Annotated in this window: 28 protein-coding genes; 16 read left to right on the top strand and 12 right to left on the bottom strand. The window is 60.6% G+C overall.

The window, feature by feature from the left end; all coding sequences use genetic code 11:
• Window positions 1-50 precede the first annotated feature (50 nt).
• Window positions 51-377: a transcriptional regulator SutA gene (gene sutA / locus JFT81_RS22745; RefSeq protein ID WP_007920420.1), complete on the top strand. Its 327-nt coding sequence runs from the start codon at window positions 51-53 to the stop codon at window positions 375-377.
• Window positions 378-561: 184 nt separating this feature from the next.
• On the opposite strand, the gene JFT81_RS22740 is transcribed toward sutA, so the two are convergent.
• From JFT81_RS22740 to JFT81_RS22715, 6 genes are read right to left on the bottom strand one after another with little or no spacing between them, the layout of a single operon-like run.
• Complete coding sequence (locus JFT81_RS22740) at window positions 562-1269, bottom strand: HAD-IA family hydrolase (RefSeq protein ID WP_201229220.1); 708 nt, start codon at window positions 1267-1269, stop codon at window positions 562-564.
• On the bottom strand, window positions 1266-2165 hold the full coding sequence (gene xerC / locus JFT81_RS22735; RefSeq protein WP_201229218.1) for a tyrosine recombinase XerC: 900 nt from the start codon (window positions 2163-2165) through the stop codon (window positions 1266-1268). The genes JFT81_RS22740 and xerC overlap by 4 nt, the downstream gene beginning before the upstream one ends.
• Window positions 2166-2167: 2 nt before the next feature.
• The gene (locus JFT81_RS22730; RefSeq protein ID WP_201148216.1) at window positions 2168-2893 is read right to left on the bottom strand and encodes a DUF484 family protein; all 726 of its coding nucleotides are present in this window, start codon (window positions 2891-2893) and stop codon (window positions 2168-2170) included.
• A gap of 13 nt (window positions 2894-2906) precedes the next feature.
• Window positions 2907-3737, bottom strand: a complete 831-nt coding sequence (gene dapF / locus JFT81_RS22725; RefSeq protein WP_201229216.1) for a diaminopimelate epimerase — start codon at window positions 3735-3737, stop codon at window positions 2907-2909.
• Between the two features lie 3 nt (window positions 3738-3740).
• Window positions 3741-4988, bottom strand: a complete 1248-nt coding sequence (gene lysA / locus JFT81_RS22720) for a diaminopimelate decarboxylase (RefSeq protein WP_201229214.1) — start codon at window positions 4986-4988, stop codon at window positions 3741-3743.
• Window positions 4989-4997: 9 nt separating this feature from the next.
• Complete coding sequence (locus tag JFT81_RS22715; protein WP_003229400.1) at window positions 4998-5174, bottom strand: lipoprotein; 177 nt, start codon at window positions 5172-5174, stop codon at window positions 4998-5000.
• A 317-nt stretch (window positions 5175-5491) separates the two neighbouring features.
• Here JFT81_RS22715 and cyaY point away from each other — a divergent pair, with 317 nt between their 5' ends.
• From cyaY to rnk, 3 genes are all read left to right on the top strand, one after another.
• Window positions 5492-5824 (top strand): iron donor protein CyaY, encoded by a 333-nt coding sequence (gene cyaY, locus JFT81_RS22710; protein WP_077575013.1) that lies wholly within the window; start codon window positions 5492-5494, stop codon window positions 5822-5824.
• 4 nt (window positions 5825-5828) lie between these two features.
• The gene (locus tag JFT81_RS22705) at window positions 5829-6050 is read left to right on the top strand and encodes a DUF1289 domain-containing protein (protein ID WP_201229211.1); all 222 of its coding nucleotides are present in this window, start codon (window positions 5829-5831) and stop codon (window positions 6048-6050) included.
• 224 nt (window positions 6051-6274) lie between these two features.
• Entirely contained in the window at window positions 6275-6685 is a 411-nt protein-coding gene (gene rnk, locus JFT81_RS22700) for a nucleoside diphosphate kinase regulator (protein WP_201229209.1), read from the top strand.
• A 7-nt stretch (window positions 6686-6692) separates the two neighbouring features.
• Here rnk and JFT81_RS22695 read toward each other — a convergent pair whose 3' ends face one another.
• The 3 genes from JFT81_RS22695 to JFT81_RS22685 form a co-directional block, all read right to left on the bottom strand.
• Window positions 6693-9536: a class I adenylate cyclase gene (locus JFT81_RS22695; protein ID WP_201229207.1), complete on the bottom strand. Its 2844-nt coding sequence runs from the start codon at window positions 9534-9536 to the stop codon at window positions 6693-6695.
• Window positions 9537-9719: 183 nt separating this feature from the next.
• Entirely contained in the window at window positions 9720-9965 is a 246-nt protein-coding gene (locus JFT81_RS22690; protein WP_008084565.1) for a TIGR02647 family protein, read from the bottom strand.
• A gap of 257 nt (window positions 9966-10222) precedes the next feature.
• Window positions 10223-10513, bottom strand: a complete 291-nt coding sequence (locus JFT81_RS22685) for a hypothetical protein (RefSeq protein WP_201229205.1) — start codon at window positions 10511-10513, stop codon at window positions 10223-10225.
• A gap of 123 nt (window positions 10514-10636) precedes the next feature.
• Between JFT81_RS22685 and JFT81_RS22680 the strand changes: the two genes are divergently transcribed.
• Window positions 10637-11296 (top strand): glutathione S-transferase, encoded by a 660-nt coding sequence (locus JFT81_RS22680; RefSeq protein WP_201229203.1) that lies wholly within the window; start codon window positions 10637-10639, stop codon window positions 11294-11296.
• Between the two features lie 106 nt (window positions 11297-11402).
• On the opposite strand, the gene argH is transcribed toward JFT81_RS22680, so the two are convergent.
• Window positions 11403-12797, bottom strand: coding sequence for an argininosuccinate lyase (gene argH / locus JFT81_RS22675; protein WP_201229201.1), 1395 nt, complete (start codon window positions 12795-12797; stop codon window positions 11403-11405).
• 470 nt (window positions 12798-13267) lie between these two features.
• Between argH and JFT81_RS22670 the strand changes: the two genes are divergently transcribed.
• From JFT81_RS22670 to rsd, 7 genes are all read left to right on the top strand, one after another.
• Complete coding sequence (locus tag JFT81_RS22670; RefSeq protein ID WP_126367570.1) at window positions 13268-14014, top strand: LytTR family DNA-binding domain-containing protein; 747 nt, start codon at window positions 13268-13270, stop codon at window positions 14012-14014.
• A gap of 138 nt (window positions 14015-14152) precedes the next feature.
• Window positions 14153-15094, top strand: coding sequence for a hydroxymethylbilane synthase (hemC, locus tag JFT81_RS22665; RefSeq protein ID WP_201229199.1), 942 nt, complete (start codon window positions 14153-14155; stop codon window positions 15092-15094).
• Window positions 15091-15858, top strand: coding sequence for a uroporphyrinogen-III synthase (locus tag JFT81_RS22660; protein ID WP_201229197.1), 768 nt, complete (start codon window positions 15091-15093; stop codon window positions 15856-15858). The genes hemC and JFT81_RS22660 overlap by 4 nt, the downstream gene beginning before the upstream one ends.
• A 16-nt stretch (window positions 15859-15874) precedes the next feature.
• Window positions 15875-17017: a uroporphyrinogen-III C-methyltransferase gene (locus JFT81_RS22655; protein WP_201229195.1), complete on the top strand. Its 1143-nt coding sequence runs from the start codon at window positions 15875-15877 to the stop codon at window positions 17015-17017.
• Window positions 17014-18252: a heme biosynthesis protein HemY gene (locus JFT81_RS22650; protein WP_201229193.1), complete on the top strand. Its 1239-nt coding sequence runs from the start codon at window positions 17014-17016 to the stop codon at window positions 18250-18252. Before JFT81_RS22655 ends, JFT81_RS22650 begins: the two co-directional genes overlap by 4 nt.
• A gap of 220 nt (window positions 18253-18472) precedes the next feature.
• A complete protein-coding gene (locus JFT81_RS22645; protein WP_201229191.1) occupies window positions 18473-19024 on the top strand; it encodes a disulfide bond formation protein B in 552 nt (183 codons plus the stop codon).
• Between the two features lie 184 nt (window positions 19025-19208).
• On the top strand, window positions 19209-19667 hold the full coding sequence (gene rsd / locus JFT81_RS22640) for a sigma D regulator (protein WP_201229190.1): 459 nt from the start codon (window positions 19209-19211) through the stop codon (window positions 19665-19667).
• Between the two features lie 57 nt (window positions 19668-19724).
• On the opposite strand, the gene JFT81_RS22635 is transcribed toward rsd, so the two are convergent.
• Window positions 19725-20390 (bottom strand): FKBP-type peptidyl-prolyl cis-trans isomerase, encoded by a 666-nt coding sequence (locus JFT81_RS22635; RefSeq protein ID WP_201229188.1) that lies wholly within the window; start codon window positions 20388-20390, stop codon window positions 19725-19727.
• 192 nt (window positions 20391-20582) lie between these two features.
• Here JFT81_RS22635 and JFT81_RS22630 point away from each other — a divergent pair, with 192 nt between their 5' ends.
• Window positions 20583-21773: an AlgP family protein gene (locus JFT81_RS22630; RefSeq protein ID WP_201229186.1), complete on the top strand. Its 1191-nt coding sequence runs from the start codon at window positions 20583-20585 to the stop codon at window positions 21771-21773.
• Here the strand turns inward: JFT81_RS22630 and JFT81_RS22625 are convergent.
• Entirely contained in the window at window positions 21770-22234 is a 465-nt protein-coding gene (locus JFT81_RS22625) for a TIGR02444 family protein (protein ID WP_201229184.1), read from the bottom strand. The genes JFT81_RS22630 and JFT81_RS22625 overlap by 4 nt on opposite strands.
• 50 nt (window positions 22235-22284) lie before the next feature.
• Here JFT81_RS22625 and JFT81_RS22620 point away from each other — a divergent pair, with 50 nt between their 5' ends.
• The 3 genes from JFT81_RS22620 to JFT81_RS22610 all read left to right on the top strand — a co-directional run bounded on the left by JFT81_RS22620 (window position 22285) and on the right by JFT81_RS22610 (window position 25607).
• Window positions 22285-24195 carry an ATP-binding cassette domain-containing protein gene (locus JFT81_RS22620; RefSeq protein ID WP_201229182.1) on the top strand — a complete coding sequence of 637 codons (1911 nt, stop codon included), beginning with the start codon at window positions 22285-22287 and terminating at the stop codon, window positions 24193-24195.
• Window positions 24195-24776, top strand: coding sequence for a mechanosensitive ion channel family protein (locus JFT81_RS22615; protein WP_201229179.1), 582 nt, complete (start codon window positions 24195-24197; stop codon window positions 24774-24776). Before JFT81_RS22620 ends, JFT81_RS22615 begins: the two co-directional genes overlap by 1 nt.
• Window positions 24777-24974: 198 nt before the next feature.
• Window positions 24975-25607, top strand: a complete 633-nt coding sequence (locus tag JFT81_RS22610; protein WP_201229177.1) for a LysE family transporter — start codon at window positions 24975-24977, stop codon at window positions 25605-25607.
• Window positions 25608-25614 lie beyond the last annotated feature (7 nt).

Genomic DNA, 25614 nt, shown 5'->3' with positions numbered 1-25614 from the left:
CCAAAGCTGGTCTATAACTAATCTGCTTTTCGCAAGTCATGAGGTAGAACATGAGCGACGATGATCTGGAAAACGACGACCTCGAAGTAGGCGACGAAGACGAGGCCGAGGAAGGCCTGGAAGCGGCAGCGGAAGACGTTGCTGATGACGATGGCGGCGACGATACGCCGGCCCCGGCTGCCAAAGGCAAAGCCAAGGCTGCGGTGTCGGTAGACGAGTTGCCGAGTATTGAAGCCAAGAACAAGGAGCGCGACGCCCTGGCCAAGGCCATGGAAGAGTTCTTGTCGCGCGGCGGAAAAGTGCAGGAAGTGGAGGCCAATGTGGTCGCCGATCCGCCCAAGAAGCCGGACAACAAGTACGGTAGCCGCCCTATCTGAGGCGTGCCGCTTGCTTGCTGAAAAAGCCCGCCGTCGCTGCGGGCTTTTTCATGGGTGAAAAATCTGAAGGCGATGAAGATCCTGTGGGAGCTGGCTTGCCAGCGATGGCTGCCTGTCAGACAACATTGATGTTGAATGTGCTGGCCTCATCGCTGGCAAGCCAGCTCCCACAGGTGCCGATGTGTCAGTTGGAGGTGGCATTCCAGCGTGCGAGAACGGCTGGCAGATCGGTGAGGCTGCGGATTTCTGCATCCGGCAAACGCTCGGCTTCCCAGACTTTGCCCCCCGGGTTGAACCAGATCGCGCGCAACCCGGCCTGTTGCGCCCCGGCAATGTCATCACCCGGATGATCGCCAATGTGTACGGCGGTTTCGGCGGTGGCGCCGCCGCGCTGCAACGCTTCATGAAACAGTCGCGCATCCGGTTTAGCGATGCCGATATCTTCCGCGCACAGGGCAAACTTGAAGTAATCCGCCAAGCCCAACCGGCGCACGTCGGCGTTACCATTGGTGACCACACCGAGCGAGTAATGATTGGCGAGAATCTCCAGCACCGGCTCGACTTCAGGGAATACCTCGATCTGATGCCGCGCATGCAAGAACACTTCAAAGCTCTTGTCGGCCAACTTCGACGCCTCGCCGTGGGCGTACCCGGCATCCTCCAGCGCATGAAACAACACCCGCCGACGCAAAGCGCTGATCCGATGCTTGAGCCCCGGCTCGCTGGCCAGCACTCGTTCGCGGATCGCCCATAAATGCTCCACCGGTACCGCGCCCAGGTTCGGCGCATGTTCGCTCAGCCATTCGCGCAATACCGCTTCGGCGCTGATGATCACCGGGGCGGTGTCCCACAAGGTGTCGTCGAGGTCGAAGGTGATCAACTGGATGCTCATGAATCGTCGCCTTTCATGCGTTTGGCCCGTGGGTGGGCGCTGTCGTAGACCGCCGCCAGGTGCTGGAAGTCCAGGTGGGTGTAGATCTGCGTGGTCTTGATGTCCGAGTGGCCGAGCAGTTCCTGCACCGCGCGTAGATCCTGCGAAGACTCCAGCAAGTGGCTGGCGAAGGAATGCCGCAGCATGTGCGGGTGCAGGTTCTGCCCCAGTTCGCGCTCGCCGGCCAGTTTGACCCTCACCTGAATCGCTCGCGGGCCGAGGCGTCGGCCTTGCTGGCTGACGAACACGGCGTCGTCCGCCGGATTGGTCATCGCCCGCAACGGCAGCCACTGTTCGAGGGCTTCGCGGGCTTTTTTACCGACCGGCAGCAGGCGGGTTTTGCTGGCCTTGCCGAGCACCTGCACCATGCCATCGGCGAGGTCGAGTTGGTCGAGGTTGAGTCCGGTCAGTTCCGACAAGCGCAGGCCTGAGGAATAGAACAGTTCAAGAATCGCCTGATCACGCCGCGCGAGAAAATCATCCTCCACCGCGCCTTCGAGCAGTTGCAGTGCGCGGTCGGTGTCGAGGGTTTTCGGCAGGCGGCGCTCGCCTTTCGGCGGTGCCAGCCCCGTCGCCGGATCGTGGTCGCAAAGACCTTCACGATTCAGATAGTGGTAGAGCCCGCGCACTGCCGAGAGCAAGCGGGCGAGGCTACGCGAGGACTGGCCTTGCGCATGCAATCGAGCGATCAGGCTGCGCAGGCGCTGAATATCCAGCGCGGCCCAGCTGCCAATGTTCTGCTTGATGCACCAGCCAAGGACTTTATCGAGGTCGCGGCGATAGGCCGACAGTGTGTGCGGCGACACCTGCCGCTCACTGCGCAGGTGTTCGCAGTAAGCGTCCAGTTGTCGTTCCATGCTCAGCGAACCGAGCGCAGGGAGCTGTTGACCCGTGGCAGCACGCGGCCCATGACTTCGGCGATGTAGCTCAAGAACAGCGTGCCGACCGAACTCTTGTAATGCTGCGGGTCACGGCTGGCGATGGCCAGAATTCCGTGGATACCTTGATGGCTGACAGCGACCACGGCGGTGGAGCCGATCTGCAGGCGCTGTTCTTCACCGAAGAGAAAGTCCAGCTCGTGCTCACGCAGTGTGCCGCTGACGCTTTTGCCTTCGGTGAGCAAACCGCCGATGGCGACCTGGGCGTCGGCGTGGGTGACCCAGCGACCGACCGGGGCCGGGTTGTCGCCCAGCAGGATCAGGCTGACAAAAGGCACCTGAAAGTCTTGGCGCAAGCTGTCCTCGACGCTGATCACCACGTCTTCCAGACTGGTGGCGTCCATCAGGGCAAGAATCAAACGGCGGGTCTTGTCGAACAGGCGATCGTTGTCGCGGGCGACATCCATCAGCTGCGAGAGGCGATGACGCATCTCGATGTTGCGGTCGCGCAGAATGGTCATCTGCCGCTCGACCAGCGACACGGTGTCGCCGCGTCGATGGGGAATGCGCATCGCCGGCAGCAGTTCTTCGTGCTCGACGAAGAAGTCCGGATGAGCCTCGAGGTATGCGGCAACCGCTGCCGCCTCCAGGCTCTCGGACGCTGATTCGTCGGACTGTCGGGCGGGTACCTGAGGCTTATCGGTCATGGTTTTTGCTCACTCAAAGACGCACTTGTCCTTCGTATACACGCACTGCCGGACCGGTCATCAGCACCGGTTGGCCAGGGCCTGCCCATTCAATGGACAGACGCCCGCCGGGCAAGTCGATCAACAGCGGCGAATCCATCCACCCCTGACTGATGGCGGCGACAGCCGCCGCACACGCGCCAGTGCCGCAGGCCTGGGTTTCCCCGGCGCCACGTTCCCACACGCGCAGTTGCGCACGGTGGCGGTCGATGACCTGGAGAAAACCGACGTTCACTCGCGCGGGGAAGCGTGGGTGGTGTTCGATTTTCGGCCCCAACTCATGCACCGGTGCGTTGTTGATGTCCTGCACGCGCAACACGGCGTGGGGATTGCCCATCGACACGGCGGCCAGTTCGACCGTGGTGCCGTCGACTTCCAGCTGATAGCTGGTGGCCTGCGCTGGCGCTTCGAACGGAATGTCCGCCGGCACCAGGCGTGGAGCGCCCATGTTCACACCGATCTGGCCGTCGTTACGCACGTCCAGTTCAATGATGCCGCCCTTGGTTTCGACGCGAATCTGCCGTTTCGCGGTCAGACGCTTGTCGAGCACGAAGCGCGCAAAGCAGCGCGCACCGTTGCCGCACTGCTCAACTTCGGAACCGTCGGAGTTGAAGATCCGATAACGGAAATCCACGTCCGGGTTGCTTGGCGCCTCGACGATCAGCAACTGGTCGAAACCGATGCCGGTGTGGCGGTCGCCCCATTGCTTGGCGTGCTTTGGCTGAATATGCGCGTGCTGGCTGACCAGGTCGAGAACCATGAAGTCATTGCCCAAGCCGTGCATTTTAGTAAAACGCAGCAGCATGAGTTACTCCGGCAGCAGGCTTTCGCCGGCAAACAGCTCAGCCACGGTCTCGCGGCGGCGCACTTCAAAAACCTTGTCACCGTCTACCAGCACTTCAGCGGCACGGCCGCGGGTGTTGTAGTTGGAACTCATCACAAAACCGTAGGCACCGGCCGAATGCACGGCCAGCAGATCGCCTTCGGCCAGGGCCAATTCGCGGTCCTTGGCGAGGAAGTCACCGGTTTCGCAGATCGGGCCGACGATGTCGTATTTGCGTGCAGCGCTGTCGCGCGGCTTGACCGCGGTAACGTCCATCCACGCCTGATACAGCGCCGGGCGGATCAGGTCGTTCATTGCTGCGTCGACGATGGCGAAGTCTTTGTGTTCGGTGTGCTTGAGGTACTCGACCTGGGTCAGCAGCACGCCGGCGTTGGCAACGATGAAACGGCCCGGCTCGAACACCAGCGCCAGATCACGACCGTTGAGACGCTCGCGCACAGCCTTGATGTAGTCGGCAGCCAATGGCGGCTCTTCATCGCGGTAGCGAACACCCAAACCACCACCGAGATCGATGTGGCGAAGGTGAATGCCGCAATCACCGAGACGGTCGACCAGATCCAGCAAGCGGTCGAGGGCATCGAGGAAAGGTGGCAATGTGGTCAGTTGCGAACCGATGTGGCAATCGACGCCAACCACTTCCAGGTTCGGCAGATGTGCGGCGCGCACGTACACATCTTCGGCGTCGGCGATGGCGATGCCGAACTTGTTCTCTTTGAGACCGGTGGAGATGTACGGGTGGGTGCCGGCATCGACGTCGGGGTTTACCCGCAGCGAAACCGGTGCGCGAACGCCCAGTTCGGCGGCCACCACTTGCAGGCGCTCCAGCTCGTCGGTGGATTCGACGTTGAAGCAGTGCACGCCGACTTCCAGCGCGCGACGCATGTCGTCACGGGTCTTGCCGACACCGGAAAAGACGATCTTGTCGGGGCTGCCGCCAGCGGCGAGTACGCGTTCCAGTTCGCCACGGGAGACGATGTCGAAACCGGCGCCGAGACGGGCCAGGACATTCAGAACGCCGAGGTTGGAGTTGGCTTTGACCGCGAAGCACACCAGGTGCGGCATGCCGGCCAATGCATCGGCGTAAGCCAGATACTGGGCTTCGATGTGCGCGCGCGAGTAAACGTAGGTAGGCGTGCCGAAGCGGTCGGCGATGGCGGACAGCGCCACACCTTCCGCGAACAGTTCCCCGCCACGGTAGTTAAAAGCGTCCATGGCGATCCCTTATTGGTAAACGTCGTGCTTGTGTGCCTTGGAGGCAGGCTGTTGTTGCGACGATTTGGCTTGCTCGGCCGGGTCCTGGTCGTCGTCGGGCAGGTACAGCGGGCCTTTTTGACCGCAGGCCGAAACGAGGCAGGCAACCGCGACGAGCGCAGCAAGGGAAGAGATCAGGCGCTTCATGGCGAAATCCTTGAAAATGCGTTAATTGCGCCGGAGTATACCGGCCACCCGGCAGCTTGCCTATGCGAGGGGGTTCCCGTCCGGCGGGGCTTGCCCAAAGCTGCCCGAACCGCCGCAATCCCTTGTAGGAGCAGAGCTTGCTCGCGAAAGCGTTGTATCAGTCAGCATCATTGTTGAATGATTGACCGCTTTCGCGAGCAAGCTTTGCTCCTACAAAGGGTGGTGAGGGTGCTTGGTCGTTATTCTTTGCAATCAGCGGGGCGCGTCCGTATCTTTCGGCGCTTGAGCCTGATCAGACATTTTTTGAGGTTGCCGCAATGAGTTTGTCCGAAGCCCGTTTCCACGATCTGGTCGATGAAACCCAGGAAAAACTGGAAGACATCTTTGATGAAAGTGACCTGGATATCGATCTGGAAAGTTCGGCCGGTGTGCTGACTGTCAAGTTCGAAAACGGCTCGCAGCTGATCTTCAGCCGTCAGGAGCCGCTGCGTCAGCTGTGGCTGGCGGCGGTATCCGGTGGGTTCCACTTTGACTACGACGAAGAAAGCGAACGCTGGATGTGCGACAAGAGCGAAGAGCAACTGGGCGAAATGCTCGAGCGCATCGTCAAGCAGCAGGCCGGCGCCGAATTCGATTTCGAAGGTCTGTGATTCCGTGACTGACACCGCTCCTGTCCGGCCACCCAAGCCGCTATACAGCAACATCAGCCCGGCGGTGCCATCACCGTGCAGCGGCGTGTGCCGGCTGGATGAGCAGAAGGTTTGCCTGGGCTGCTTCCGGCATGTCGAAGACATTCGTGAATGGCGTTCGGCAGACGACCAGCGCCGCCGGGTCATCTGCGCCCAAGCCACAGACCGTCGCAATTCCTCAGTGTAGGAGCTGCCGCAGGCTGCGATCTTTTGCTTTTAAAGATTCAGGATCAAAAGATCGCAGCCTGCGGTAGCTCTTGCAGAGGGAGCATGGGGTGGGTGGCTTGTATATTTTTTGAGCTGTGATAGTGTCCGAACACGCCTCAACCCATCGAGGCCTGGTGAAAACCCCGCCTTTTTTGGCGGGGTTTTGCTTTTTTTGTGTGCAGAAGAAAGGAGTCTGCCCGGATCATGACCGCACCTTCCATCACTCTTACCCGTCTGGACGTGCAACGTCTGGAGCGCCTGATCGACAGCCTGGATGACACGCTGCCGGGCGTGATCGCGCTGCAAACCGAACTGGATCGCGCCGATACACTGGTCGCCCACGATGAAGTGCCCGCCGATGTCGTGACCATGAATTCCCGTGTGCATTGCCGCGAAGAAGGCAGTGGCAAGGACTATCACCTGACGTTGGTCTATCCGAAAGACGCCAATGCCGACGAAGGCAAGATCTCGATCCTCGCGCCGGTAGGCAGCGCACTGCTGGGCCTGAAAGTCGGTCAACACATTGACTGGCCGGCACCCGGTGGCAAGACCCTCAAGCTGACTTTGCTCGAAGTCGAATCGCAGCCCGCCAACGGTGGCGCATTCCCCGAGTAACCTCGTTTCAGACCTGTTCGAGCGCCTCGTTCAGGGCGCGCTCCAGGTCGGCCTTGTAGCGCAGATATAAATTGCTTGAACTCTGACCATCACCGAGCAGGCCCGACAGGTCCAGGTCGGTGATGTAACAGCGATAGCGCTCGGATTCACGGCGCTGCTCGATGATCTCCCGGGCGACCACACTGAACAATTGGTCGCCATGCTCCAACTCACTGAATTCCCGCTGATTGCAATACAAGGTGACTTGCACTTCCCCAGGTGCGGCTTTGCCGACGATCGCCTGCACGTCGTAGAACGGTTTGTTCACTGGCGTCTGCGGCGCTGGTCGCGCTTCGACCCGCCGCGCGCGTCCCGGGCCCGAAGGCAATAACTGGTAATACAAAATCTCAGGCCCGACCTCGGGGCTGGCATCCATCGGCAGCACCGCTTCACGGCGGAACTGGATCGATTGCAGAAAACGTTGCAGGGGTATCAGCAAGCTCTGTTCGTCGTGGTAAGGCAAATGTTGCTGCCACAGCGCGTTGAACTCATCCAGCACGTACAACTCGGCCTGCTGCTCGGTGATCCGGTAGAACACCTGAACACATTCCGGCTGGCCCATCGGCAGGATCAGTGCGAGGTCGTGCTCTTCCAGCGCCATCGGATCCAGGTGCAGCGGGCTGTAGCGCGGCTGTTCTTCGCCGAGGTAATCGAGCAGCGCGGGCAGGGTGGCGAGGGCAACATGGTTGACCTGGCCCGGCACCAACTCCAGCACGTGATAGTGCTGCTGCACCTGAATCAGGTAGCGGTGGTTCAAATCACTGAGCAACAGGTTCTGCGCGGTGTCGACGATTTCTTCCACGCGGCGGGCAATGAACTGTGCGCGGTTATGGCAGAAGCAGCGCACCTTCAGCGACGGTTGCGACGGCCCGCGCGGCAGGTTGTTGAGGTAGTCGCGCAGACAGTCGAGCAGGGCGTGGGGCCCGTCGAAGCGGTTGACCAGCACTTCGTTCCAGCTATTGAGCGTGACCTGATCGAGGGTCAACACGAGGTTTTCACGCACGCCGGCGTAACTCAGCGAGTCGGTGCGTTCGGTGGTCATCAGGATGTTCAGGTCGCGGTGATGCTTGAGCGGATCGACGCCGACATTGACCAGCATCAGCACCTCACTCGGCACCGCCGCGCGCAGCAAAGGCTCTTCGGCGACGGTGGGCAAGGGCAGGGCGATGCACTGTTGCAGGCTCCCTAGAAGGTTGAACAGTTCAAACTCGCTCAGGTCGCTGGTGCCGGGGTGCAGGGCCAGGCGGGTGCTGTTGTCGATCACGCCGTTGCGATGACTCCAGGTCAGCAACTCCAGCAGCTCGCGGCTGCGCTTGATCGGTGCAAAGTGTTCCCACTCCAGCGCGGTAAGGCTGCCGTTGTACAGGCCCCACTGGGTTTGCCCCGGTTCCTTTTTGTTGCGCGATTGCACCAGGGTCAGGGTGTCTTCGGCCAGATCCGGGGCGATGCCGGGATTGATGAACTCGACCTTGTCGGCCTTGCGCTCGAACGCTGCATAAAGCCTGCGACCGAGGACGTTGAGGTCGCGTTTGTTGATCAGGCTGACGGTTTGTTCGGTGCGGGCGAACTGGGTCAGGAAGCGATAGCTGTAATTCAGCTCATTGACCAGCGCGCGGCGTTCGGCGCTGACCTGACGGACTTTCCACTGGCTGCGGCTATCGAGCAACGCCAGTTGCCGCTGATCCCAATGCCATTCACTGGCCAGACGTTCGAGCAGCGAGCGCTGCCAGCTCTGCGTGCGGCTGTTGCCGGTGAGCTTGCGGTTTACCTTCAGATACAGGGCGCGCCGCACCAGCTCCAGACGCTCCGGCTCGTTGCGCGCGACGAGGTATTCCTCAATACGTCGATACACGACCATGTACGGATCCAGTTCATCGAGATCCAGTTGATTGGCGAACACGGCTTTTTTGAAGCGCAGGCTCAGGCACTGCACCTTCGGATGCTCGCTGGCGTAGACCTCGGTCAGCAACAGTTTGAGCACTGACTTGTAGGGCGACTCGATGCCTTTGAACAGCTGCCACAACCCGGCACCGATGAATTCCCCCGGCGGAATCGTCGCCAGGTTGCCGAGATCGAGGGTTTCGTCAGCGCGGATAAAGCGCTTCGACAGCAGGGTGTGGGTGTAACCGTCGTAGGCGGTTTCTTCGTAAACCGGCACCAGCCACCAGATCGGCGTGCGCCCGGCCAGCCAGATCGCCGTGCGATAAAACTCGTCGAGCAGCAGATAGTGCTGGGTGCTGCCGCAGTTTTCCGAGCTGAGCTGGTTGTCGCGTTCACCTTTGACGAAGCGCACCGGGTCTATCAGGAAGAAATGCGCTTCGGCACCCTGGCTCGCGGCCCAGACTTCGAGCAACTGGCATTTTTTGCTCAGCTCGGCGAGTTCGCTCTCGCTCAGATCCGGCGCGTGGCAGACCCACACGTCCATGTCGCTTTGATCGGCCTGGGCCAGCGTGCCGAGGCTGCCCATCAGGAACAGACCGTGAATCGGACGCGGCGGGTTGCTGCCGTGGCGCGGCTTATAAGAGAACGAACGCGTCAGGCGCTGGGCTTCGGCGAGCACAGTGGTGTCGGGATCGTAATTCGACAGACCGGCCGGCGTACTGCCCGAGACGTAACCCGGCAGCAGCGGATGATTGACGTGGAAGAACAGCGGCAACAGCGTCAGCACGCTCTGTTGGCGGGGCGATAAACCTTCGAGGGCGCGGCCGAGGCGGCCTTCATTGAGTTTTAGAAATCGCGCGCGCAGCTGGCTGAGAACCTTGCGGTCAATTCCCTCGTCCAGGTCGGGGCGGATTTCGTGGGTGCGCGTCATGTCAGCTCAAACCGGCTCGCGGGCTCGGACGTAGAGGGTCTCGGAATGTGAGGCAGTTTAGCCTCTGCACAGCGGGACTTTTAAGCTGAATTTGTTTTTTGACGTCAGATTTCTATCGCGGACAACCGGGCAGGCCCGCGGAAATCCCGTGGCAGGAGTTCCCGTGGGCAAAGTCGGGGGGAATCAGGCGGTTTCTTGCTCTCTCAGAATCGTCAGCACGGTTTGCACATTTTGCGCGGCATCACGACCGAGGCTGGTCAGATAACCACCGTCTGGCTGGTCGGTCAGGTCCTTTTCAAAGAGGCGTTTGGCGGCAGAAATATGTTTCGGGGCAGCGGTCTGATGAATTTTCAAACCTTCCTGGGAACTGTCCAGGGGAAAGAGTGCGAGGACTTCCAGTTCGGCAACCAGCTCAGGGGTAAGCGACATAAGGACTCCAGACTTTCTAGGAATTAGACGACAGCGCCCCTAAGGTGAACCCGCTGGTGCGGCATGTCCAGTGCTTCAGATCAGGGATTTTGTCTTGAGGCGGATTCCAGTGTAGTCCGGCTCCGTGAGATGGCTGGCCGGATACGTAACAAACCTTGTGGGAGCGAGCCTGCTCGCGAATACGGTGTGTCATTGAGCGTGTTTTTGCTGATGCACCGCATTCGCGAGCAGGCTCGCTCCCACAGGGGATTGTGTTGTTACGGCTTTTCGGGCGGCAGCTCTGGCAATGCGCGCAGGGCCGCTTCATACCACTCGGTATTGAATGGACGGTCTTCTTCGAGCATCGCATCAATCTCGTAAGCCAGCACGTGGGCCATCAGATTGAGGATCTCTTCACGCTCAGTGCCCACCAACGTCAGCTTGTTGAATATCGCTTTGGCCGCTGGCGGGTTGTCGCTTTCGATCTGGTTCTCGATGGCTTCGATCAACGTAGCCTCGGTGAACTCTTCTTCGTCGTTGTCATTGTCGATGTCTGTCGGCTCGCTCATGGCAGGCTCCTCAAGGAAAGGCGCCAGTTTACCCGCATTCAGCGGCGTGATGCTGCTGGCGGGAAACGCCCGGGCGATCTATAAACAGGCACTGCCCACCCCGCACGGCCCGGAGGCTATGTGATGCTCAAGCTCTACGGATTCTCAGTCAGCAACTACTACAACATGGTCAAACTGGCACTGCTGGAAAAAGGCCTGCCGTTCGAAGAGGTCACGTTCTACCCGACGTCGACCCCGGAATCACTGGCCATCAGCCCGCGCGGTAAAGTGCCGGTGCTGGGCGTGGACGCCGGTTTTATCAACGAAACCGCGATCATCCTCGAGTACCTCGAACAGACCCAGCAAGGCACGCCACTGCTGCCGAGCGATCCGTTCGAGCGGGCGCAGGTGCTGGCAATCGCCAAGGAAATCGAGTTGTACATCGAACTGCCGGGCCGCGCTTGTTATGGCGAGGCATTCTTCGGCATGACCCTGCCGGACGCGATCAAGGAGAAGACTAAAACCGAGTTGCTGCTGGGCTTTGCAGCGCTGGGCAGACACGGCAAATTCGCGCCGTACGTGGCGGGCGACAGTCTGACCATTGCCGATTTGTACTTCCTCTACAGCGTGCCGCTGGCCTGTGCGGTCGGGCAGAAGCTGTTCGGGATTGATTTGCTGGCAGAGATGCCGCAGGCGAAGGCGCTGCTGGAGCGACTTGAACAGAATCCGCATGTGCAGAAGGTTGCAGCGGATAAGGAAGCAGCGATGCCGGCGTTTTTGGCGATGATCGCGGCAAAGAAGTGAGTTTTGTAGTGATTTGAACGCAGCTATCGCGAGCAGGCTCACTCCTACAGGGGAACGTATTCCAATGTAGGAGTGAGCCTGCTCGCGATGCTTTTGGCTTTTGCTTTTAGCGGGCGGCGACGAGCGCCTGACCGCGAACCACAGCTGCCTTGACCTGCGCCGGCGCAGTGCCGCCGATATGGTCACGGGCATTCACCGAGCCTTCCAGGGTCAGCACGGCGAACACGTCCTGTTCGATCTGATCGCTGAACTGACGCAGCTCTTCCAGGCTCATCTCGGCCAGATCCTTGCCAGTGTCCACGCCGTACTTCACTGCGTGGCCGACGATTTCGTGGCAGTCACGGAACGGCAGGCCACGGCGTACCAGGTAGTCAGCGAGGTCGGTTGCGGTGGAGAAACCACGCAACGCCGCTTCACGCATGATCGCGTGTTTCGGCTTGATCGCCGGGATCATGTCGGCAAAGGCGCGCAGCGAGTCGCGCAGGGTGTCGGCGGCATCGAACAGCGGCTCTTTGTCTTCCTGGTTGTCCTTGTTGTAGGCCAAAGGCTGGCCTTTCATCAAGGTCAGCAGGCCCATCAGCGCACCGAACACACGGCCGGTCTTGCCGCGCACCAGTTCAGGTACGTCGGGGTTTTTCTTTTGCGGCATGATCGAGCTGCCGGTGCAGAAACGGTCCGGCAGATCGATGAACTGGAACTGCGCGCTGGTCCATAGCACCAGCTCTTCGGAGAAACGCGACAGGTGCATCATCGCGATGCTAGCAGCCGAGCAGAATTCGATGGCGAAGTCGCGATCGGAAACGTTGTCCAGCGAGTTGCCGCCCACTGCGTCGAAATTCAACAGCTGTGCGGTGAATTCGCGGTCGATCGGGTAGGTAGTGCCGGCCAGCGCGGCGCTGCCCAATGGCATGCGGTTGGTGCGCTTGCGGCAGTCGACCAGACGCTCGTAGTCGCGGCTGAGCATTTCGAACCAGGCCAGCATGTGGTGCCCGAAGGTCACTGGCTGTGCGGTCTGCAAGTGGGTGAAGCCGGGCATGATGCTGCCGGCTTCGCGTTCGGCTTGCTCGAGCAGGCCTTTTTGCAGGCGGGTGATTTCGGCGAGGATCAGGTCGATCTCGTCACGCAGCCACAGGCGGATGTCGGTGGCGACCTGGTCGTTACGGCTGCGGCCAGTGTGGAGTTTCTTGCCGGTCACGCCGATGCGATCGGTCAGGCGCGCTTCGATGTTCATGTGCACGTCTTCGAGGTCGATGCGCCAGTCGAATTGACCGGCCTCGATTTCGCCCTGAATGGTCTTCAGGCCATCAATGATGCTGTCGCGCTCGGCATCGGTCAGCACGCCAACCTTGGCCAGCATGGTGGCGTGGGCGATCGAACCCATGATGTCGTGGCGATACAGGCGCTGGTCGAAAGTGACGGAGGCGGTGAAGCGGGCGACGAAGGCGTCGACGGGTTCACTGAAGCGGCCGCCCCAGGACTGATTGGTCTTGTCAGTGCTCATGAATTCGCTCGTATCGGCTTGAAGAAAAAAGGCGTGAAACGCTGGCGCGGATAATAACAGGGTTGCCCAGACTGTCGCTGACACTGGTCGATACGTTTTTTTCTCATCTCGTCATCCATAGTCGGCGCTGGCCCCGGGGGATTTGCGCAAGGATATTTTTCGATTGAGCAATATCGGCCCGGCGAGCGTCTACAGTTGGACATAAGGGTCGGCGCGACTGCGGATCGCGCAAAGGTCTGGCCGCCGACTATAAGAAGAGGGGTGGGTGTATTGTCTTTTGACAAACCTCGTGAAAAACGCAGGAAACAGCGGGCTTTGAGCGGTACGACCCGGACACTGGCAAATATTGCTGGCCGACGTACGGCACTTTTTGGCGCTCGGGCTAGTCTTAGCGTGGATCGCGGTGACGGACGTCACTTCACCTGTCTACGCTATCCTTGTGCGAGACTCACGCAGGAATCCAGCGCAATATGAATGTCCTGATCGTTGATGACGAACCACTGGCTCGCGAGCGCCTCAGCCGAATGGTGAGCGAGCTCGAGGGTTATACAGTCCTGGAGCCGAGCGCCACGAATGGCGAAGAGGCGTTGGCACTGATCGACAGCCACAAGCCGGATATCGTGCTGCTCGATATCCGCATGCCGGGCCTGGACGGCCTGCAGGTTGCTGCCCGTCTGTGCGAACGCGAAACACCGCCGGCGGTGGTGTTTTGCACCAGTCCCGATGAATTTGCCGTGGAAGCCCTGCAGGCCAGCGCCGTGGGCTATGTGGTGAAACCCGTGCGAACCGAACATCTGCATGAAGCCCTGAAACGGGCTGAACGTCCCAACCGGGCGCAACTTTCGGCCCTGACCCGTCCTGCTGCCGAAAGCGGCACCGGCCCTCGCAGCCACATCAGCGCACGCACCCGCAAAGGCATCGAACTGATTCCTCTGGATCAGGTGGTCTATTTCATTGCCGACCACAAGTATGTGACCCTGCGCCATGAAGCCGGCGAAGTGCTGCTGGACGAGCCGCTCAAGGCCCTCGAAGACGAATTCGGTGAGCGCTTCGTGCGCATCCACCGCAACGCGCTGGTCGCGCGCGATCGTATCGAACGTTTGCAACGTACCCCGCTGGGCCATTTCCAGCTGTTCCTCAAAGGCCTCAACGGTGACGCGCTGATCGTCAGCCGTCGGCATGTGGCCGGTGTACGCAAGATGATGCAGGGCTTGTAACCCGGATACTCCGGGTGGCACCAACGACTTTTTACCGGGCATTGCAGGCCAGGGAGGCCACTTCGTTTCTGATTCAAGTCAAAGTGGATTTGGCTGAGCTGTTATTATCCGCCGTATCTATTCAGTACGGATTGATCCATGTCCTCTCGCGAAATCCGCATCGCCACCCGTAAAAGTGCGCTGGCCCTCTGGCAGGCCGAATACGTCAAAGCCCGTCTGGAAGAGGCCCATCCCGGCCTGCTGGTGACGCTGGTGCCCATGGTCAGTCGCGGCGACAAGCTGCTCGATTCGCCACTGTCGAAGATCGGTGGCAAAGGCCTGTTCGTCAAAGAACTGGAAACCGCGCTGCTGGAAAACGCAGCCGACATCGCCGTCCACTCGATGAAAGACGTACCGATGGACTTCCCTGAAGGCCTCGGTCTGTTCTGCATCTGCGAGCGCGAAGACCCGCGCGATGCGTTCGTCTCCAATACCTACGCCAGCCTTGAGTCGCTGCCTGCCGGCAGCATCGTTGGCACTTCGAGCCTGCGGCGTCAGGCGCAATTGCTGACCCGTCGCCCTGATCTGCAAATCCGCTTCCTGCGCGGTAACGTCAATACTCGCCTGGCCAAGCTCGATGCCGGCGAGTACGACGCGATCATCCTCGCGGCGGCCGGTCTGATCCGTCTCGGTTTCGAAGATCGCATCACCTCGGCCATCAGTGTCGATGACAGTCTGCCAGCCGGTGGCCAGGGTGCAGTCGGCATCGAATGCCGCAGCGTCGACACTGAAATCCATGCCTTGCTGGCGCCGCTGCATCACGCCGATACCTCATCTCGCGTCACCGCCGAACGTGCCCTCAACAAACATTTGAATGGCGGCTGCCAAGTGCCGATCGCCTGCTACGCCGTGCTTGAAGGCGAGCAGTTGTGGTTGCGTGGTCTGGTCGGCGAGCCGAGCGGCGGCAAGCTGCTCAGTGCGCAAGCCCGTGCACCGCGAGCCGATGCCGAAGCGTTGGGTGTGAAAGTCGCAGAAGACCTGCTCAGCCAGGGCGCGGACGACATTCTCAAGGCTGTCTACGGTGAGGCAGGTCACGAGTGACCGGTTGGCGCCTGCTGCTGACGCGCCCTGCGGATGACTGTGCGGCGCTGGCCGAGACGTTGGCCGGGCAGGGGGTTTTCAGCAGTTGCCTGCCGCTTCTGGAAATCGCGCCGCTGCCGGTCTCTGACAAAATGCGCCAGACGATTGCGCAGCTGGGCGGTTGTAACGCGTTGATCGTGGTGAGCAAACCGGCGGCGCGCCTCGCGCTGGATCTGCTCGATGCCTCTGCGCCGTCCTCACTGGCGATGCCGTGGTTCACCGTTGGTGCGGCGACGGCGCAGATTCTGCTGGAGCGCGGCCTGGACGTGCACTGCCCGGCGGAAGGCGATGACAGCGAAGCCTTGTTGCAATTGCCGCGTCTGCGTGCAGCGGTGGCCCAGCCCGGTTCGCGGGTGTTGATCCTGCGCGGCGAAGGTGGTCGCGAGCTGCTCGCCGAGCGTCTGCGTGCGCTTGGTGCTAGTGTCGAGTATCTGGAATTGTATCGACGTGAGCTGCCAGCCTATGCGTCGGACGAACTGCAGCAGCGCATCGAAGCGGAACGCTTGAACGGGCTGGTGGTCAGCAGTGGACAGGGTTTTGAGCACCTGCGTCAGTTGGCCGGTGATGCCTGGCCTGCGCTGGCGCAGTTGCCGTTGTTTGTACCAAGCCCGAGGGTCGCCGAGCTGGCACGTGCCGCCGGGGCTCAAACAGTTGTGGATTGCCGCGGCGCGAGTGCCGCGGCTTTGCTGACGGCGTTACGGGAGCATCCCGTGGCCGTTCTCTAATGCAAAGGATGGATACGTGAGCGAAACAGCCTTGCCTAAAGATGACGTGCAACCTGTGTTGGAAAAGCAGGTTGAAACTCCACCACCGGCCAAAGAGCCGCGCCGAGGCAATGGACTGGCCATCGTCGCCTTGTTGCTCGGTGCTGCCGGGGTTGCGATCGGTGGCTGGGGTGTCTGGCAGGTGCGCCACCTGCAAAGCAACACTCAACAGCAGTTGGGTCAGGTGCAGGCGTTGAACGATCAGGCGCAGAGCTTGAAGCTCAACGATCAGCGTCTGACCGAGCGCCTCGCGCAGTTGCCGGGGGCCGACGAACTTGCCGAACGCCAGCGTCTGGTCACGCAACTTCAGGGCGATCAGCAACGCCTCAATCAACGTCTGGAAACAGTGCTTGGCGCCAGCCGCAAGGACTGGCGACTGGCCGAAGCCGAGCACTTGTTGCGCCTGGCCAGCCTGCGCCTCTCGGCGTTGCAGGACATCAGCAGCGCTCAAGCGCTGGTGCAGGGCGCTGACGAAATCCTTCGCGAGCAGAACGATCCAGGGTCCTTCGCCGCCCGCGAGCAAGTGGCGAAAACGCTGGTGGCGTTGCGCAGCACTGCGCAGCCGGATCGCACTGGCTTGTTCCTGCGCCTCGGTGCTTTGCGGGATCAGGTCATCGATCTCACCGAGTTGGCCCCGGAATACAAGGATCGCGGCGAATCGCTGCTCGGCCTGACTGCCGACGGTGACGGCGCCAGTCGCTGGGCGCAGTGGTGGGATCAAATCTCGCGGTACATCCGTATCGATTTCAACGCTGACAAGAACGTGCGACCACTGCTGGCCGGACAAAGTCTGAGTCAGGTGCGCCTGGCCCTGAGCCTCGCGTTGGAGCAGGCGCAATGGGCCGCTCTCAATGGGCAGGCGCCGGTGTATACCCAGGCTTTGGCCGAGGCGCGTGACGTCCTCAAGGGCAACTTCAATCCGGACAATGCGCAGAGCAAAGTGATGCTGGAACAGGTGGCGGAGCTGAGCAAAGAGCCTGTCACGGTCAATACTCCGGATCTGGCCGGCACTCTCAGTGCAGTGCAGGCGTATCTGGAACGGCGCAACGTCAACGCCGAAGAATCGGTGAAGCCCTTCGCCAAACCTGCCGCCAACACCGCGCAGGAGGCCACCCCATGAAACGCCTGTATGTGATTGTGTTCCTGGTGATCGCTGTGACGGCGGCGCTGGGGCTGGCCATTGCTCAGCATTCCGGTTACGTGCTGGTTGCCTACAAGAGCTTTCGCTATGAGTCGAGTCTGTGGGCGACCTTGGCAGTCATCGCCGTGCTGTGGCTGCTGATCTGGGGCATCAAGGCGCTGGTTGAATTGGTGATGACCTCCAGCGGCGTGGTCAATCCATGGTCGCGACGCAACCGCAGCCGTCGCGTGCAAGTGGCGATCGAACACGGTCAACTGGACTTAGCCGAAGGTCGTTGGGCCAGCGCGCAACGTCATCTTCATCGCGCCGCTGAAGCCGAGCGCCAACCACTGCTGTATTACCTCGGCGCTGCTCGTGCTGCTAATGAACAAGGTCACTACGAGGAATGCGATCAGCTGCTTGAACGTGCCCTGGAGCGGCAGCCGCAGGCCGAGCTGGCGATTGCCTTGAGCCATGCGCAGTTGCAGACCGATCGTGGCGACACCGACGGGGCACTGGTCACGCTGCAAGCGATGCATGAACGCCATCCGCACAATGCGCAGACGTTGCGTCAGTTGCAGCGTCTGTATCAGCAGCGGGGTGAATGGTCGTCGGTGATTCGTCTGCTGCCGGAGCTGCGCAAGGATAAAGTCCTGCCCAAGGCCGAACTGGCTGAACTGGAACGGCGCGCCTGGGGCGAGAACCTGTCGCTGGCGGCGCAGCGCGAAGAGGACGGCACGGTAGGCCTGCAATCGCTGAATCGAGCCTGGCAACAGCTGACATCGGCGCAACGCCAGGAGCCGCCGCTGGTGCTGGCGTACGCCGAACAACTGCGTCAGCTCGGCGCTCAGGTTGAAGCCGAAGAAGTGTTGCGCACCGCTATAAAGCGCAACTACGACAGCCATCTGGCGCGTCTGTACGGTCTGGTGCGCGGCAGCGATCCGGCGCGTCAGCTGCAAACCGCGGAAGGCTGGCTCAAAGAGCATCCGGCCGATCCGAGCCTGCTGTTGACCCTGGGCCGCTTGTGTCTGCAAACCAGCCTGTGGGGCAAGGCGCGGGATTATCTGGAAAGCAGCCTGCGTGTGCAGCGCAATCCTGAAACCTGTGCAGAGCTGGCGCGTTTACTGGCGCAATTGGGTGACACCGAACGCAGTAACCAGTTGTTCCAGGAGGGCCTCGGTCTTTTGGATGAACGTCTTCTGGCGGCACCCTTGCCAGTGCCTGCTCGCGCCTGAAATCACGGGGGAGTTGGCTTCCCCCGTACACCTTCTGCGACTGAATAATTACCCGCCAATTGGCCTCAAAGGCAAAGTCCTACGCCTTGCTTCACCTTTTCCTCTCCACTCTGTCGGGATTTCCCTACACCTTTGCTGAAGTGTCGCCAGCCCCTTGCCTTGAAAGGCTGACGCGCTTTCCTCTACCGTAACTGCCTGTCTCTACTGTTACGGAAAAGCCATGTCGTTGGCCTGCTCACGCTCCTTGTTTTTCATGGCTTTCACTGCGGGGGCCGTTGCCCTGGGAGCTTCCTATTACCTTGAATATGCGGTTGGCCTGGTGCCGTGCAGTCTGTGTCTGGCGCAGCGATTGTTCATGACGCTGCTGACAGCCTGTTGCGGGCTGGCGGCAGTGCATGGCCCGCAGCGCACAGGCCTGGCGTGCTATTGGGTCGCCGCGCTGGGGGCCAGTGTTGGCGGAGGCGCGGCGGCCTGGCGTCAGGTGCTGTTACAGAGCGATCCGGTGGTGCAGTTGGTGAACTGCTCACCCGATCCCGAAGCGTTTTTCAGCAGCCTGCCGTGGCTGTGTGCAGCGGTGCGAATGTTTAACGGCAGTGCCGATTGCGCTGAAATATCCTGGACGCTGTTTGACTTGAGCATCCCGGAATGGAGTCTGCTGTTCTTTGTCGCGGTGTCGACGCTGGCGTTTTTTCAACTCATGCGGCTGGTCTGGAACGCTCTGCAGCGACCGCTCAGCGGCGAAGCGTCGCACCGAGGGCTGGTCAGGGATTAAACACTTGTATGAACTTTATCTCCTGCGTACCTTGAAGCCATAGGCGTGCGGGCATAATCTGGCCCGCACGTGTCATTGGATTTATGTTGCTCGATGACGCTCTGCCCGGCCGCCCTCCAAGCGATAAACCAGAAGAGAGGCGCGGGTGTAGAGCAGCATGACCCACAAGGGAAGAGAGATCGCCATGCTCGAAAGTTGTCAGAATGCTCAGGAACGTTGGGGTGGAGTTCATCTGCTGATCGACCGCTGGTTGCAAGAGCGTGAAGAGCTGATTGGCGCCTACGACAAACTCGGTGACCAGCCTCAGACGTTGTCCGAGAGCCGCAAGCCCTTGCAGGAATTCTGCGGTGTGCTGGTCGATTACGTGTCGGCCGGGCACTTCGAAATCTACGAACAGCTGACGGGCGAAGCCAGGGCGTTCAACGACAAGCGGGGTCTCGAGCTTGCCGAAACGCTCTACCCGCGCATCGACGTCATCACCGAGAAACTGCTCGCGTTCAACGATCTGTGCGATGAAGGCAAGTGCGTTGTCGAGAAGTTCAAGGAACTCGGCGGTCTGCTCCATGAGCGCTTTGAGCTTGAAGATTGCCTGATCGAAGTGCTGCATACAGCACACAAGGAAGAGGATCCGGTTCAGGCCTGATCCAGATCCCGATCAAAAAAACGGTGCGCCCAAAGCGCACCGTTTTTTATTGCCTGCTCAACTCGTCGCGCCGCGCAATTCCACTTCAAACACCAGCGGTGTGAACGGTGCGATCAAGTCACCGGCACCATCCGCGCCGTACGCTTGATCCGATGGAATCACCAGTCGCCATTTCGCACCTACCGGCATGTTCTGCAACGCGGTGCGCCAGCCAGCGATCACGCTGTCGAGGTTGAACCACTGCGGCTGAGTGTTCTGATCGAACACGGTGCCGTCCGGCAACCGCCCGATATACAACACCTGCACTTTTCCATCAGGGCCGGCCTTGGTACCAGTGCCTGGCGTCAACTCGGTCAGCAAGATACCGTCGGCCAATTCCTTCACGCCCGGTTTGGCTTTTTCTGCGGTGAGAAAACGTTGTTCGTTTTCCATCGCAGCATCGCTCGAGGGTTGTGAGGAATGCTCGGCATTCTGCGATTCGTGATCGGCCAGAATCTGCTCGATGCGTGCTTCGCTGAGCGCCAGCGGCTTGCCTTGATAGGCCTGCTGCAAGCCTTCGATCAACGCCTGAATCTGTAGCTGCGGGACTTCCTGACGCAGCCGTTCGCCGAGGCTGGCGCCGAGGCTGTAAGCAAGATCGTGAGCGTCATTCGCGGTGGTTTTGTCGTCGGCCTGGGCCGCCGAAAAAACCATGCAGAGGGATAAAAAAAGGTAGCGCGACATGGGCACTCTCCAACCTGAGATGCGGTGGATTATGCCAGCGCAAACGTCTGCAACGGTGAACTGCTTTTGTATTGTTGAAGAACATTTTCACTTCGGTGCAACGCAACGGAATTGATACTGTCAAGATGACCTAGCGGCGGTAGCAGCAGAGGTCTAGTATGAGCCGCACTCACGTCAGCCAGGAGGTAAACCATGTCGGCCACCAAGAAGCCTGTAAATACTCCGTTGCACTTACTCCAACAACTCTCGGGCAGCTTGCTCGAGCATTTGGAAAACGCTTGCTCGCAAGCCTTGGCTGATGCTGAAAAATTGCTCGCCAAACTGGAAAAGCAACGCGGCAAGGCGCAAGAAAAACTGCACAAATCCCGCACCAAATTGCAGGACGCAGCTGCCGCCGGTAAAGCCAAGGCGCAGACCAAAGCCAAAGGCGCAGTGAAAGAACTCGAAGACCTGCTCGATGCCCTGAAGGATCGTCAGTCCGATACCCGCAGCTACATTCTGCAACTCAAGCGCGATGCCCAGGAAAGCCTGAAACTGGCCCAGGGTGTTGGCCGCGTTCAAGAAGCTGTGGGCAAAGTATTGTCGACTCGCTCGGCTAAACCAGCGGCGGCACCGGCGAAGAAAGCAGCAGCCAAACCGGCAGCAGCCAAGGCTCCGGCAAAAGCAAAAACTGCGGCGGCCAAACCTGCTGCAAAAGCTGCTACTAAAACTGCGGCCAAGCCAGCTGTAAAAGCGCCGGTGAAAGCGGCTGCAAAACCAGCTGCCAAAACAGCGGCAAAACCTGCAGCGAAAAAACCCGCTGCAGCGAGCGCTGCAAAACCAGCGGCTAAAACCACTGCGGCAAAACCTGCTGCCCGTACTGCCGCTGCTAAACCAGCTACCCGCGCTGTCGCTGCCAAACCAGCTGCTGCCAAAGCTGCGCCAGCGAAAACCGCTGCCGCCAAACCGGCCGCTAAACCCGCTGCCAAAGCTGCAGCAAAACCAGCAGCAAAACCTGCTGCTAAAACTGCCGCTGCCAAACCAGCTGCAGCGAAACCCGTTGCAAAAGCTGCGGCAAAACCCGCCGTAAAAGCCGCCGCCAAACCGGCAGCCAAGCCAGCCGCCAAACCGGCCGCCGCTGCTAAACCAGCGACTGCTGCCGCCAAGCCTGCTGCTGCAAAAACAGCCGCCAAGCCTGCTGCAAAACCTGCCGTGAAAAAGCCAGCCGCTGCCAAACCAGCTGCCGCCAAACCGGCCACTGCACCAGCCGCCAAGCCTGCCGCAGCGGCAACTTCGGCTGCTCCAGCGGCACCTGCTCCAGCCGCTACTGCCTCGACACCTTCGACTGCGCCAACGCCAGCCGCTGCGTCGAGCGTCAGCAACAACCCAACCAGCGCCTCCTAAGTGTCGGTTACCGCGACGCGCAGCACTTGCAGCGCGTCGCGGTTCGGGCTGGCGACCGCTCCCGCCAGGCTTTCCAACCATTCCCCCGACGCTGAGGCGTCATGCATCGGCCAGTCTTGAGCCGTTTGCTCCAGTTGCCACAGCAGATGCCGTTCGGCTTCCAGCTCCAGCGTTTTCATTTGTTCGCGTAAGCCTCTCAGCACCGGATCTTCCGCTGCCAGGGTTTTCCATTGCGTGCGCAAGGCCCGCAGCGGCTGCACGACCTCCACATCCCAAGGCCCCACCAGCATTGCCAGTTGCCGCGCGCGTTGTTCGTCGTAGGCCACACCGCGTTGTTCCAGCCATAGACCGCACAGCAGCAGGCAGACATTGGCGCCCGCCGTCTGCAATTGCAGGCAAGCGTGTTCCACACCCGGTCGGGCGTAGGTGGTAAGGGAAAAGCTCCACAGGTCAGAGGACATCGTGCTACTCGCGCCAGTTGTGAGCGAAGCTGGTAGACTCCGCCGCCATTATGATCCGACTTCAGAACCTGACTTTACAGCGTGGCCCGCAACGTCTGCTAGAAGACGCCGAGCTGACCCTGCACGCCGGCCACAAAGCCGGCCTCATCGGTGCCAACGGCGCCGGCAAATCGAGCCTGTTCGCCTTGATTCGGGGTGAATTGCACCCTGACTCGGGTGGCTGCTACTTGCCGGCCGACTGGCGCATCGCCCATATGCGCCAGGAGATCGAGACGCTCGAACGTCTGGCGGTCGACTATGTGCTCGATGGCGACCTGCGTCTACGCGAGGTGCAACGTGACCTCGCTGCCGCCGAGGCTGCCCATGACGGTGCCGCGCAGGCCCGCCTGCACGCCGAACTCGACAGCGCGGATGGCTACACCGCCGATGCGCGCGCGCGCAAATTGCTCGCCGGTCTCGGTTTCACCAATGAGCAGATGGATCGTCAGGTCGGTGATTTTTCCGGCGGCTGGCGGATGCGTCTGAATCTGGCGCAGGCCTTGATGTGCCCGTCGGACTTGTTGTTGCTCGACGAACCGACCAACCACTTGGATCTCGACGCGATCATCTGGCTCGAAGAGTGGCTGAAAAGCTACCCGGGCACCTTGCTGTTGATTTCCCACGACCGCGATTTCCTCGACGAAGTCGTCGACCACGTGGCGCATGTCGATCAGCGCAAAATCACTTTGTATCGCGGTGGCTACACCGCGTTCGAACGCGCCCGTGCCGAGCGTCTGGCCCAGCAGCAACAGGCCTACGAGAAGCAGCAGGCGCAGCGTGCGCACATGGAAAGCTACATCGCCCGCTTCAAGGCCCAGGCGACCAAGGCCCGTCAGGCGCAGAGCCGGATCAAAGCGCTGGAGCGGATGGAAGAGTTGTCGGCGGCCCACGTCGATTCGCCGTTCGATTTCGTCTTCCGCGAATCAACCAAGATCTCCAGCCCGCTGATCGACCTGTCCGACGCGCGTCTGGGCTACGGCGATAAAACCATCCTCGAGAAGGTCAAGCTGCAACTGACCCCGGGTGCGCGGATCGGTCTGCTCGGCCCGAACGGCGCGGGTAAGTCGACGCTGATCAAGAACCTTGCCGGCGAGCTATCACCGATCGCCGGGCGCCTGACCCGTGGCGAGAACACCGTGGTCGGCTACTTCGCTCAGCATCAGCTCGATTCGCTGGACTCCAAGGCCAGCCCGTTGTTGCACATGCAGCGACTGGCGCCGACCGAGCGCGAGCAGACCTTGCGTGACTTCCTCGGCGGTTTCGACTTCCGTGGCGCGCGGATCGACGAGCCGGTGCTGAATTTCTCCGGTGGCGAAAAGGCTCGTCTGGCCCTGGCGTTGATCGCCTGGGAACGTCCGAACCTGCTGCTGCTCGACGAACCGACCAACCACCTCGACCTGGAAATGCGCCTGGCACTGACCATGGCGTTGCAGGAATTCAGCGGCGCGGTACTGGTGGTGTCTCACGATCGGCACTTGCTCAAGAGCACCACCGACAACTTCTACCTGGTTGCCGATGGCAAGGTCGAAGAGTTCGATGGCGACCTCGAAGATTACGCGCGTTGGCTGGTGGAGTACCGTCAGCGCAATGCGCCGGTCAGCAACACCCCGGTCAACCCGGACAAGACCGACAAGAAGGCTCAGCGTCAGGCTGCCGCTGCACTGCGCCAGCAACTGGCGCCGCACAAGCGTGAAGCCGACAAGCTCGAAGCCGAGCTGGGCAAGCTTCACGAGAAGCTCGCCAAGGTCGATGCCAGCCTCGGCGACAGCGACATCTACGAGCCGGCGCGCAAGCACGAGTTGCGTGATCTGCTGGCCGAACAAGCCAAGCTGAAAGTGCGCGAAGCCGAGCTTGAAGAGGCGTGGATGGAAGCGCTGGAAACCCTGGAAAGCATGCAAGCGGAGCTGGAGGCGCTGTCCTGATGGAAGCGTTCCAGTTGCCGTTGCCAGCAGTGTGGATAGAGCCGATCTGGCTCGGCGTGCAGATTCTGCTGATCCTGCTGGCCGGTTACATTGCCCAGCGCTTTGTCGCCAAATGCCTGACCCGGTTGGGCGAACGCTATCCGTTCCCGCCGCAGTTGCTGATGCCACTGCGTGGCGTGCTGCGCTGGCTGATCATGGGCAGCGCGGTGATCTTTGTGCTGGAACGCCTCGGCGTGTCCGCCACGGTGTTGTGGACCGCGTTGTCCGGTTTTGTTGCCGTGGCGGCGGTGGCGTTCTTCGCGATGTGGAGTGTGCTGTCGAATCTGTTGTGCGCGATTCTGATCTTCACCGTCGGGCCGTTTCGACTGGGCGATATCGTCGAGCTAGTGGACACCACGGACAAGCCCGGTGTGAAAGGGCGGGTGGTGGCGATCAATCTGCTCTACACCACGTTGATCGAGGCCGAGGAATTGGGCACCGGTAGCGCGATGGTGCAGGTGCCGAACAGTCTGTTCTTCCAGCGCTCGGTGCGACGCTGGCGTGGGACGGATGTGTTTCCTTCGAGCGGCTTCGAAAAGTAGATTTCGGGGCGTCTGTTCTGACGCTTTCGCGAGCAGGCTCGCTCCCACATTTGAAATGCGTTTCCCTGTGGGAGCGAGCCTTTTCGCGAAAAGCCCCTCCAGCCGTGATTGCGGCACCATCCTGCAAAAAATTAATGGTCAACCATTCCAAACCGCATTAGCTTGGACGTCTGTGACGATTCAGAGTCGAGGTGTGCGATGGAGCTTCAAACATGGCTGGCGTTTTTCGCCGCCTGCTGGGTGATCAGTCTTTCTCCGGGCGCTGGCGCCATTGCGTCAATGTCCAGCGGTCTGCAATACGGTTTCTGGCGTGGCTACTGGAACGCCCTGGGTCTGCAAATCGGCCTGGCGGTGCAGATTGCGATTGTCGGCGCCGGCGTTGGCGCAATCCTGACTGCTTCGGCTACCGCGTTCCATGCAATCAAATGGTTCGGTGTCGCTTACCTGGTTTATCTGGCGATCAAGCAGTGGCGTGCGCTGCCTATGGACATGAGCGATGACGCGGCGGTGCGGCCGATCGGCAAGCCGCTGGCATTGGTGTTCCGTGGTTTTCTGGTGAACATCAGCAACCCCAAGGCACTGGTGTTCATGCTGGCGGTACTGCCGCAGTTCATCAATCCACATGCACCGCTGCTGATCCAGTACGTGGTGATCGGCGCGACCATGATCTGCGTCGACCTTATTGTGATGGCGGGCTACACCGGCCTGGCGTCGAAAGTGCTGCGCTTGTTGCGCACACCGACGCAGCAGAAGCGGATGAACCGCACGTTTGCCGGGTTGTTCATTGGCGCAGCGGCGTTTATGGCGACGTTGCGTAAAGCAGCGGCGTAAACCACGC

The organism is Pseudomonas sp. TH43 (assembly GCF_016650635.1).
GTDB lineage: Bacteria > Pseudomonadota > Gammaproteobacteria > Pseudomonadales > Pseudomonadaceae > Aquipseudomonas.
Note: the sequence above shows the minus strand (reverse complement) of the source record. Positions and strands in the feature narration are given on the sequence as shown.

What these genes read in the sequence shown, in the direction of transcription:
- JFT81_RS22670 (WP_126367570.1), top strand. Translation starts at nt 13,268, where the DNA reads ATGAATGTCCTGATCGTTGATGACGAACCACTGGCTCGCGAGCGCCTC.
- sutA (WP_007920420.1), top strand. Translation starts at nt 51, where the DNA reads ATGAGCGACGATGATCTGGAAAACGACGACCTCGAAGTAGGCGACGAA.
- rnk (WP_201229209.1), top strand. Translation starts at nt 6,275, where the DNA reads ATGACCGCACCTTCCATCACTCTTACCCGTCTGGACGTGCAACGTCTG.
- lysA (WP_201229214.1), bottom strand. Translation starts at nt 4,988, where the DNA reads ATGGACGCTTTTAACTACCGTGGCGGGGAACTGTTCGCGGAAGGTGTG.
- JFT81_RS22620 (WP_201229182.1), top strand. Translation starts at nt 22,285, where the DNA reads ATGATCCGACTTCAGAACCTGACTTTACAGCGTGGCCCGCAACGTCTG.
- JFT81_RS22695 (WP_201229207.1), bottom strand. Translation starts at nt 9,536, where the DNA reads ATGACGCGCACCCACGAAATCCGCCCCGACCTGGACGAGGGAATTGAC.
- JFT81_RS22680 (WP_201229203.1), top strand. Translation starts at nt 10,637, where the DNA reads ATGCTCAAGCTCTACGGATTCTCAGTCAGCAACTACTACAACATGGTC.
- cyaY (WP_077575013.1), top strand. Translation starts at nt 5,492, where the DNA reads ATGAGTTTGTCCGAAGCCCGTTTCCACGATCTGGTCGATGAAACCCAG.
- JFT81_RS22630 (WP_201229186.1), top strand. Translation starts at nt 20,583, where the DNA reads ATGTCGGCCACCAAGAAGCCTGTAAATACTCCGTTGCACTTACTCCAA.
- JFT81_RS22685 (WP_201229205.1), bottom strand. Translation starts at nt 10,513, where the DNA reads ATGAGCGAGCCGACAGACATCGACAATGACAACGACGAAGAAGAGTTC.
- JFT81_RS22730 (WP_201148216.1), bottom strand. Translation starts at nt 2,893, where the DNA reads ATGACCGATAAGCCTCAGGTACCCGCCCGACAGTCCGACGAATCAGCG.
- rsd (WP_201229190.1), top strand. Translation starts at nt 19,209, where the DNA reads ATGCTCGAAAGTTGTCAGAATGCTCAGGAACGTTGGGGTGGAGTTCAT.
- JFT81_RS22650 (WP_201229193.1), top strand. Translation starts at nt 17,014, where the DNA reads ATGAAACGCCTGTATGTGATTGTGTTCCTGGTGATCGCTGTGACGGCG.
- JFT81_RS22715 (WP_003229400.1), bottom strand. Translation starts at nt 5,174, where the DNA reads ATGAAGCGCCTGATCTCTTCCCTTGCTGCGCTCGTCGCGGTTGCCTGC.
- xerC (WP_201229218.1), bottom strand. Translation starts at nt 2,165, where the DNA reads ATGGAACGACAACTGGACGCTTACTGCGAACACCTGCGCAGTGAGCGG.
- JFT81_RS22610 (WP_201229177.1), top strand. Translation starts at nt 24,975, where the DNA reads ATGGAGCTTCAAACATGGCTGGCGTTTTTCGCCGCCTGCTGGGTGATC.
- hemC (WP_201229199.1), top strand. Translation starts at nt 14,153, where the DNA reads ATGTCCTCTCGCGAAATCCGCATCGCCACCCGTAAAAGTGCGCTGGCC.
- JFT81_RS22690 (WP_008084565.1), bottom strand. Translation starts at nt 9,965, where the DNA reads ATGTCGCTTACCCCTGAGCTGGTTGCCGAACTGGAAGTCCTCGCACTC.
- JFT81_RS22615 (WP_201229179.1), top strand. Translation starts at nt 24,195, where the DNA reads ATGGAAGCGTTCCAGTTGCCGTTGCCAGCAGTGTGGATAGAGCCGATC.
- JFT81_RS22635 (WP_201229188.1), bottom strand. Translation starts at nt 20,390, where the DNA reads ATGTCGCGCTACCTTTTTTTATCCCTCTGCATGGTTTTTTCGGCGGCC.
- JFT81_RS22625 (WP_201229184.1), bottom strand. Translation starts at nt 22,234, where the DNA reads ATGTCCTCTGACCTGTGGAGCTTTTCCCTTACCACCTACGCCCGACCG.
- dapF (WP_201229216.1), bottom strand. Translation starts at nt 3,737, where the DNA reads ATGCTGCTGCGTTTTACTAAAATGCACGGCTTGGGCAATGACTTCATG.
- JFT81_RS22740 (WP_201229220.1), bottom strand. Translation starts at nt 1,269, where the DNA reads ATGAGCATCCAGTTGATCACCTTCGACCTCGACGACACCTTGTGGGAC.
- JFT81_RS22645 (WP_201229191.1), top strand. Translation starts at nt 18,473, where the DNA reads ATGTCGTTGGCCTGCTCACGCTCCTTGTTTTTCATGGCTTTCACTGCG.
- argH (WP_201229201.1), bottom strand. Translation starts at nt 12,797, where the DNA reads ATGAGCACTGACAAGACCAATCAGTCCTGGGGCGGCCGCTTCAGTGAA.